This is a genomic window from Chamaesiphon sp. GL140_3_metabinner_50, from assembly GCF_025361915.1.
Classification (GTDB): domain Bacteria; phylum Cyanobacteriota; class Cyanobacteriia; order Cyanobacteriales; family Chamaesiphonaceae; genus Chamaesiphon.
The window spans coordinates 1-7,735 of sequence record NZ_JANYJC010000215.1; the positions used below are offsets into that span (position 1 = coordinate 1).

General features: G+C 48.0%; 10 protein-coding genes. 3 read left to right on the top strand and 7 right to left on the bottom strand.

Features of this window, described 5'->3' with window-relative positions; all coding sequences use genetic code 11:
• Nucleotides 1-398: 398 nt before the first annotated feature.
• A complete protein-coding gene (locus Q0R35_RS10745) occupies nt 399-1,124 on the top strand; it encodes a hypothetical protein (protein ID WP_295617455.1) in 726 nt (241 codons plus the stop codon).
• A 4-nt stretch (nt 1,125-1,128) separates the two neighbouring features.
• Nucleotides 1,129-2,052 (top strand): substrate-binding domain-containing protein, encoded by a 924-nt coding sequence (locus Q0R35_RS10750; protein ID WP_295617458.1) that lies wholly within the window; start codon nt 1,129-1,131, stop codon nt 2,050-2,052.
• A 10-nt stretch (nt 2,053-2,062) separates the two neighbouring features.
• Here the strand turns inward: Q0R35_RS10750 and Q0R35_RS10755 are convergent, their stop codons facing one another.
• From Q0R35_RS10755 to Q0R35_RS10780, 6 genes are all read right to left on the bottom strand, one after another.
• Nucleotides 2,063-2,449: a type II toxin-antitoxin system VapC family toxin gene (locus tag Q0R35_RS10755; protein ID WP_295617461.1), complete on the bottom strand. Its 387-nt coding sequence runs from the start codon at nt 2,447-2,449 to the stop codon at nt 2,063-2,065.
• Nucleotides 2,446-2,691, bottom strand: coding sequence for a hypothetical protein (locus tag Q0R35_RS10760; RefSeq protein ID WP_295617464.1), 246 nt, complete (start codon nt 2,689-2,691; stop codon nt 2,446-2,448). The genes Q0R35_RS10755 and Q0R35_RS10760 overlap by 4 nt, the downstream gene beginning before the upstream one ends.
• A 403-nt stretch (nt 2,692-3,094) precedes the next feature.
• Nucleotides 3,095-3,634: an NAD(P)H-quinone oxidoreductase subunit J gene (locus Q0R35_RS10765; protein WP_295617467.1), complete on the bottom strand. Its 540-nt coding sequence runs from the start codon at nt 3,632-3,634 to the stop codon at nt 3,095-3,097.
• On the bottom strand, nt 3,627-4,355 hold the full coding sequence (locus Q0R35_RS10770; RefSeq protein WP_366944868.1) for an NADH dehydrogenase subunit K: 729 nt from the start codon (nt 4,353-4,355) through the stop codon (nt 3,627-3,629). The genes Q0R35_RS10765 and Q0R35_RS10770 overlap by 8 nt, the downstream gene beginning before the upstream one ends.
• Nucleotides 4,346-4,708 (bottom strand): photosynthetic/respiratory NAD(P)H-quinone oxidoreductase subunit C, encoded by a 363-nt coding sequence (gene ndhC, locus Q0R35_RS10775; RefSeq protein WP_295617470.1) that lies wholly within the window; start codon nt 4,706-4,708, stop codon nt 4,346-4,348. Before ndhC ends, Q0R35_RS10770 begins: the two co-directional genes overlap by 10 nt.
• A gap of 269 nt (nt 4,709-4,977) precedes the next feature.
• A complete protein-coding gene (locus tag Q0R35_RS10780; protein ID WP_295617473.1) occupies nt 4,978-5,151 on the bottom strand; it encodes a hypothetical protein in 174 nt (57 codons plus the stop codon).
• 364 nt (nt 5,152-5,515) lie between these two features.
• Here Q0R35_RS10780 and Q0R35_RS10785 point away from each other — a divergent pair, with 364 nt between their 5' ends.
• Nucleotides 5,516-6,016, top strand: a complete 501-nt coding sequence (locus Q0R35_RS10785) for a pentapeptide repeat-containing protein (protein WP_295617476.1) — start codon at nt 5,516-5,518, stop codon at nt 6,014-6,016.
• Nucleotides 6,017-6,037: 21 nt separating this feature from the next.
• Here the strand turns inward: Q0R35_RS10785 and Q0R35_RS10790 are convergent.
• Nucleotides 6,038-7,735 (bottom strand): ATP-binding protein (locus tag Q0R35_RS10790; protein WP_295617479.1); only part of this gene is annotated, 1,698 nt, incomplete at its 5' end.

The following is a 7,735-nucleotide window of genomic DNA, read 5'->3' on the forward strand; positions in this document are numbered from 1 at the left end:
GTGTAGAACCGAGGCGTGAGGAGAGTTTCTTTAGCGGGACGTTTTACACCTGGTCTGATTTCATCATTCGATGATGGTTTTGAAACGGAGGTTACCATAATAATTTTGTTTATAACTAAATTCGCTCGCGATTGACTCAGACAACAACCCAGGCACGGAGATCGATCTTTTTTGCATTTTACCAAGTCTAGACTGGCTCCGCAGTGGTTTTGTGTTAAGAGTTACAAAGATATTGGGGCGATCGCATCTGTCAAACCTAGTTCTAGTATCAGTTTCATTGGTTGAGCGGCAGTGCCTAATTAGTCCAGATCGCCGCAGATTCAGACTCGATGCCGATCGAGAACGATCGGGGCTGCGTTATAATCGGGCTAAACTACTTCAGCTCATAACCCAGACAAATGAAAGGTCAAAACTTTGTGAACTGGTTGATGGGCGATCGGGCGGGAGCCGCGACGATCGCCGTCTGGGACTGGCTGTGGGGTAAAGAGGCATCCATTCCTGCGCCTAGCCAAGCAGAGACTTTGGCTGTTGCCGAACGCGCGCTCGATCTGATGACGGAATCTGTCGCTAGTCTCTCTGCTGCTGTGGAGCAGCAAGCCAGTTCCTATACCAAGCTCCAACGGCAATACGACACCCAGGCGAAAGAAATTGCCGCACTAGAACGCTCTGCTGCGAAATCGGCTCAAGCAGGGCGCGAGCGAGAGGCACGGCTGACACTGGCACGAGTCATTCAGCAAGAACAGTTATTAGCACAGCTACATACCCAAGTCGATCGCGCTGAAGAGTTACTAATTAGTTCTCAAAATCGCTTAACCCAAGAACAGCTAGAACTAGCGCAATATCGTACCGAAATTCAGAATACTAAAGATTTGTCGCGCGTTAATGTTGCCCTGCGCGAAATCGCCCGCGTCAATGATGGATTCAACAACAGCTCTGCCAGATCTACTCTCGAAAATGCCCAAATGCAGGCAACCGAGTACGAAATGCAGCAAAAAATTCTCGCAGATATTTCGCAAAATCGCTCGGAACTCACGAATGAAAATAGCGATCTCGAACTCCAAGCGCAAGTCAACGAGCGACTGGCGAAATTAACCGCAAATAGTTCTGAGTTACCCCGTAATTAAAAATATGACTGCTAAAAAAGGCCCCCCACCGATCGTTTACATTGCTGGAGCTTTGGCTCTGTCTGGGTTAGGATATGCCGCCTACAATAAGTTAAGTAGTTCGTCGCCGCCGATCGTCAGTAGTCCTAATAATCCTAGTAGTCCCACAAATCCAGCCAGCCAGACACCTACAGTCGCCTTCAATGTGCCAACCGCAGTTGCGGCGGGAACTGTGGTCAAAATCGGTGGTGCCACCAGCATGGTGCAATTTAACAAAGCTCTGAAAATGGGTTTCGAGCAAAAATTCCCTGGCGTTCGCGCTCAAACCATAGCTTCTAGTTCTAGTAAAGGTTTAGCAGATCTCGCTGCTGGGACGATCGATATTACCGGAATTTCGCGCGGACTTACTGCCGCAGAACAAGCGCAAGGCTTAGTCGCCGTGCCGATTGCCCAAGATAAAATTGCGATCGTCGTGGGGCAAGATAGTGCCCTGAGTGGGGGTTTAACCTCCGAGCAAGTCACCAAGATCTTTACTGGCGAACTTAAAAACTGGTCGGAGGTTGGTGGTAAAGCTGTACCCATTAGACCGATCTTACGGCCGATCGTCAGTGGCACCCACCAGTCTTTTCAGGAGATCGGGCTACAAAATAAAGGCTTTGGCTCTGGTGGCAATTTTAAGGTCTTAGAGCGCGATGCTAGCACCCCCTTATTTCAAGCTCTCGGTACCGATGGCATTAGCTATGCGACTTTCGCTCAGGCTGCCAATCAATCGACAGTACGATCGATCGCGATCGACGGTAGCTCACCCGATGCGGCTAATTACCCCTACAAGCGCACGCTAGCCTACGCTTATAAAGGTCAACCAAATGATGCCGTTAAAGCATTTCTGGGCTTTGCAACGTCTAGTGAGGGTCAACAATTAGTTACCCAGCAATCTCAAAGCAAGTAAATAGCGAAATCTACCATAGCAAATCTACGTCATACAGCTCGAACATCCCATCCGCCGATACCAAGGTCATTCCTTCAATTTGTGCTTGAGCGATTAACAACCTGTCAAAGGGATCGCGGTGATGATATGGTAAATTTTCTAAAGCCCAAATGTGACTGAGGTTAATAGTTAAAATCTGTAGGTTATTATCTACCTGCTGAGTTCTTAAAATATCGGGGAGAGCATCGCTCAATTGTAATTTTCCGAGTTGGATCTTGATTTGCAGCTCCCAAATACTCGTCAAACTCAAGAACAAGTCATTGTCTGAATTAGCGATAATCGTCATGACTTGCGCTCTCACTCGCTGCGGTGCATCATTGAGCCAGATAAAAACGTTGGTATCTAGCAGTAGCTTCATGACTCGCCCAACCAAAAAGAATCTGGTAAAGGATCGTCAAAGTCTTCACTCATCGAAATTCTCCCCTGATATTGCCCAAACACTCTGGGTTGCTTGGACGACACAACATCGGCTGGTTTCTGCTTTGTCACAACAGATGTCAGTAGCCGTAATGTCATCGCTTCAATTGAAACCCCTTGCTCCCTAGCTTCTTGCAAGAGATATTGCTCTAATTCTGCTGGCAGATTGAGGGTTAATGTCATGAGCCTAATTAAGGAATACACATCCCAATTCTAACATCGCCTGTTCGATCGCATCTGTAGCTAATTCATTCCAAGTGTTTGAACTATGATTAGAATGATTTAATGACAAACTATGATGAGGTAAATTTTACGATCGTAGTCCATTTATCGATCGTTCTAAGTAGGTAGGTGCAATTATTTATGAAGTAAATTATGCCTAAAACTTAGCTGGTCACTTCGGCTCCGCTCAGTAACCAGGGCGATGCACACTGTCTGAACCACGATCGTGATGATTTAATGATGGACTATGATGAGGTGTTTTCATAATCAAAGTTTATCAATTAATCATTCTAATCACAGTTCAGAACCATTCAATTTAACTTCACGATTCAAAAAATCCCCGCTCCGTAGCGAGGAAAATTAATTAATGAGCGTCTTGCAACTCGTAAAAATCAGGCGAGACATAATCTTTTCTGAGTGGATATCCGACCCAATCTTCTGGCATCAACAGCCGCTTGAGATTGGGGTGTCCCTGAAAGACAATTCCATACATGTCGAAGGTTTCTCGCTCTTGCCAATCAGCAGTTCGCCAGATCCAATATACTGACGGTACAACTGGATTTTCGCGAGATAAGAATACTTTTACTCGGACTTCTTCAGGTGCGATGGCATTATCACTGAGCTTAATTAAGTGATAAAAACTCACTAAATCTTCACCTGGGCCAGCATCGTAACCACCTTGACACTGCATGTAATTGAAGCCATAAGCATACAGAGCAGTTGCTACAGGTAACAAGAACTGAGCATCAACCCGGATTACTTCAACATTCTGCTTATCGTTATCTAGAGCAGTATGATCGACAAATCCGTTTTGCGTCAACCATTGGGATATTTTACCCGCCGGGACGATGGGGGCTGCGGCTGGCGTAATTTCTGCCGTTGGCTTAGTTTCTTCCTCAGCCACGTTCTACCTCCTGTTTTTGAGCGGTAACGAGCGCGGGTGAGACTGGCATTCCCATTGCGGCGGCGATTTCCGCAGGCGGGCGATCGTGAGTACCAGTTTGGAGATATGCACCAGTTAAAATTGGCGATACGACTTTCATGTTATGCGTCGTACTGTAATAACGGTGAGTTTGATTTAATAAATTCCGCTCTTGCATCGACTCGTTGGCAATTTTTTTCCGCAGCTTAATGAGTGCATCCATTAATGCTTCAGGACGCGGCGGACAGCCGGGGAGATAGACATCGACAGGGATGAGTTTATCGACACCACGCACCGCAGTTGGCGAATCGGCACTAAACATCCCACCTGTGATCGTACAAGCACCCATCGCGATGACATACTTGGGTTCGGGCATTTGTTCGTACAGCCGGACTAGTGCTGGAGCCATTTTCATGGTGATCGTCCCAGCCGTAATCAACAAATCTGCCTGACGAGTACTCGCGCGGGGTACTAGTCCAAATCTGTCGAAATCAAACCGAGAGCCGATCATTGCTGCCATTTCGATAAAACAGCAGGCGGTACCAAATAATAACGGCCATAGGCTCGATAACCGCGACCAATTATAGAGGTCGTCTACCGTTGTCAAAATCACATTTTCCGACAAATCGGTCGTCACTTGCGGACGCTCGATCGGATTAGAAATCCGCTCTAAATTATTAACATCATTAGAAATCATGACCATTCTAAGGCTCCTTTGCGCCAAGCATAAACTAACGCAACCACGAGAATTGCGATAAAAACGAGAGCTTCAATAAAAGCAAGTAACCCTAGCTGACTGAATGCTACTGCCCACGGGTATAAAAATACTGTCTCTACGTCAAAGACTACAAAGACCAGGGCGAACATATAATAGCGGATATTAAACTGAATCCACGCACCACCGATCGGTTCCATCCCCGATTCATAGGTCGTCCGTCGTTCTGCCCCACCACCGCTAGGACGCAGTAATTTCGATGCTGATAATGCTAAAATCGGCACCAGGCTACATGTCAGCATAAAGCCGAGTAGATATTCATAACCGTTAAGGACAAACACAGATTATTCTTAGTCATGAAGGGATAAAGATCGATTTCCCAGCGATCGAGCAGTCAACCACCAACATCTAAAATCTCGCTACTTACCATCGTAACGAAATTTATACCGATCGCCAGTCGAGTTGCATCCGCCCACCTAGAATTCAATCTATTTTTATTTTATCCATATTTTGTACCGGGGGATAGAGTTTTGGCATCTTTGCTGTGCCATAGTCGGCAATTGCCGATTTAGAGCCAGGATGCGGTAAGTAAGTTAACCTGCTCGACAGCTTATTCTTTAATGACGATCGCTTCGATCTGGGCGATATTTGTCTCGCGATCGACTGCTGTAATCGCCCACCGCAGGGGTTCGCCCCAGTTTTTAAGCTTGGATTCAATTTCTAAATCTAATGCCCCTAGAGCGGCGGTAATGTCCATTTCGATTTCGATCGATTCAATAATCATCTAGGGGATCGGGGATAGGGGATAGTGGTAACAATACGGTTCGGTTCAGAACATATCTCGCTCTAATTGCTCCGGCTTAGGTTGGAATCCCCCTGTCTTGTCGGTTTTTTATTCTGGGGGAACCCCAGAATAAAACCGCCGCTAAATCCCCCTTAAAAAGGGGGACTTTAAAGCCCCCTGCTTGGTGCGCTACACTGTCGGGGAACCCGAACAGTTCGCGCATCCGCTTTTTAAGGGGGTTGGGGGATTTAGATCTCAAACGAAGCTAACCGAACCGTATTGATAGTAGTAAGGGTTAGACTAGAAATTGGTACTAATAATTTGGCGATCGGCTCTACATTCTTAAATACTAATTATCTTATTTATGTCTCTATCTAAATTCTGCGCTCGATGGTTGACTCGGCTGCTACTGGTGGCATCGATTTGGTTAGCTGTGGGTATTAACGATTTTACCCTTGCTGCTCAAACTAATTATAGTCGGATTGATGTGAGGGATCGCGACTTTTCCGGACAAGACCTGACTGGTGGCGTGTTTGTATCCTCAGAAATGCGCGGGGTGAATTTTAGTGGGGCGAATCTTACCAACGCCATGCTGACGATGGGAGTGATGCTCAAGACAAATCTTTCTGGTGCGAATTTAACTGGTGCCTTAGCCGATCGAGCGACTTTTGATGAAGCCGATCTGACTAATGCAATTTTAACCGAAGCCACCCTGACCCGATCGCGGTTTTATGGTGCTAAGATTACCGGAGCAGATTTTACCGATGCCCTGATCGATCGAGCGCAGGCCAAACTACTCTGCGAACGTGCCGATGGTGTTAATCCTGTTACTGGAGTCTCGACGCGAGCTAGTTTAGGCTGCTAGCAACTAGATTTAAGCCAGCTACTAGGCTGGCCCGATCGCCAAATCCCTCGGCCAGGTGAAGTAGAAGGTAGTACCCCGACCCAGTTCTGACTCTAGCCAAATCCGACCGCCAGCGGTTTCGACAATTTTTTTGACGATGCTCAGACCGATGCCTGTGCTGTCGGGATGTTTTTGAGGGTTTGCGGATTGAAAAATGACGAATACTCGATCGCGATATTCAGGTGCGATGCCTGGGCCATCATCAGTTACGGCAAATTCATAAAATTCGCCTAGCTCTCGACTGGAGATGCGGATGGAACCATCGGATCTGTTGTGATGTTTGAAGGCATTGCTAATCAGGTTGGCGAAGACTTGAGATAGTAGCAGTCGATTGGCGGCGAGGGTGGGCATCTCGGCGGCAATACTAATCGAAAATGTCGGTGGTGGTGCGATCGATTCGATAACTTCAGCTACTAAATCGGCAACTGAAACAAGCTCTACCTGACTATCTTGACGACCGAGGCGGGCATATTCGAGCAGTCCATCGATCATCCCTTCCATCCGCTTGATTCGACCTCTGAGCAGATTCATCTGCTCGGTGGTATTTGCCGAAACCGTGCCTTCAAAGTCTTCTTCGATCCAGACGGACAGATTGCTAACTGCGCGGAGCGGTGCCTTGAGGTCGTGGGAGACGATGTGGACGAAGCTATTTAGCTCTTGATTGCGCTCTTGGAGCTGGACTTCGGATTGGGCGAGGCGACTGTTGAGGTCGGCGAGTTGGTGGGCGCGTTCGGCGAGGGTGGCTTCGGCGAGTTTACGATCGAGCAAGTCGGCTACCTGCCTAGCGAGTACGTCGAGCAAGCGCAATCGGCGGGCTGAAGGCTGATGCGGTGTCCGCCACTGGGTGCAAATTGTACCGACGATCCGACCATTGCGCGAAATTAGTGGTACAGACTGTACCGATCTAATGCCACTGAGTCGAGCATAATCGAGGTCTGCTGTGCCGACTAGCTCGTCACAGGTTTCGACATCGCTGACAAAGATTCGTTCGCAACTGGTGACAGCCCGACCGCTAGCCGTATTTGTTGCATCAATATTCACGCATTGCCAAAACTCTGCCGCTGCTGAAGGCAGCCCCCGTGATGCTAGCAGATGTAGCTCATTGCTGTCGGGGTCGAACATGTAAACGATACCCAAATCGGCACACATTAAGGAAATCGCTGCGTCTAGAATCTGCTGATAGAGAGCATCGACGTTATCTTGGCCAATCAACTGAGAGCTAATCTGCTGTAACTTCTGCATATCGGTTAGCTCTACTGCTAGTTGCGCCTCACTAACACGCAATGCTTCCTCGGCTAGTTTGCGATCGGTGATATCGATGACTACACCTAGCATCTGCGTGGGTGTGCCAGTCGAATCGTAGGTGTAAGAACCTCTAGCCGCGACCCAATGTACCGTCCCATCCGGCCAACAGGAGCGGTATTCGATATCGAAAACCGTCCGATCCTCCATCGATCGCGTCACTGCCTCCTGCGTGCGCTGGCGATCGTAGGGATGGATCGCGGCGAGAAAAATTTCATAGGATATATCCGCATTCGCAGGCAAGCCAAAGATCGCTTTACACTGCTCCGTCCAGGTGAGGGTGTCGGTTTCGAGATTCCAAAACCACAGACCCAATTTGGATGCTTCGGTGGCTAGGCGCAATTGTGCTTCGCGATCGCGCAATGCTAGGGTAGTTTG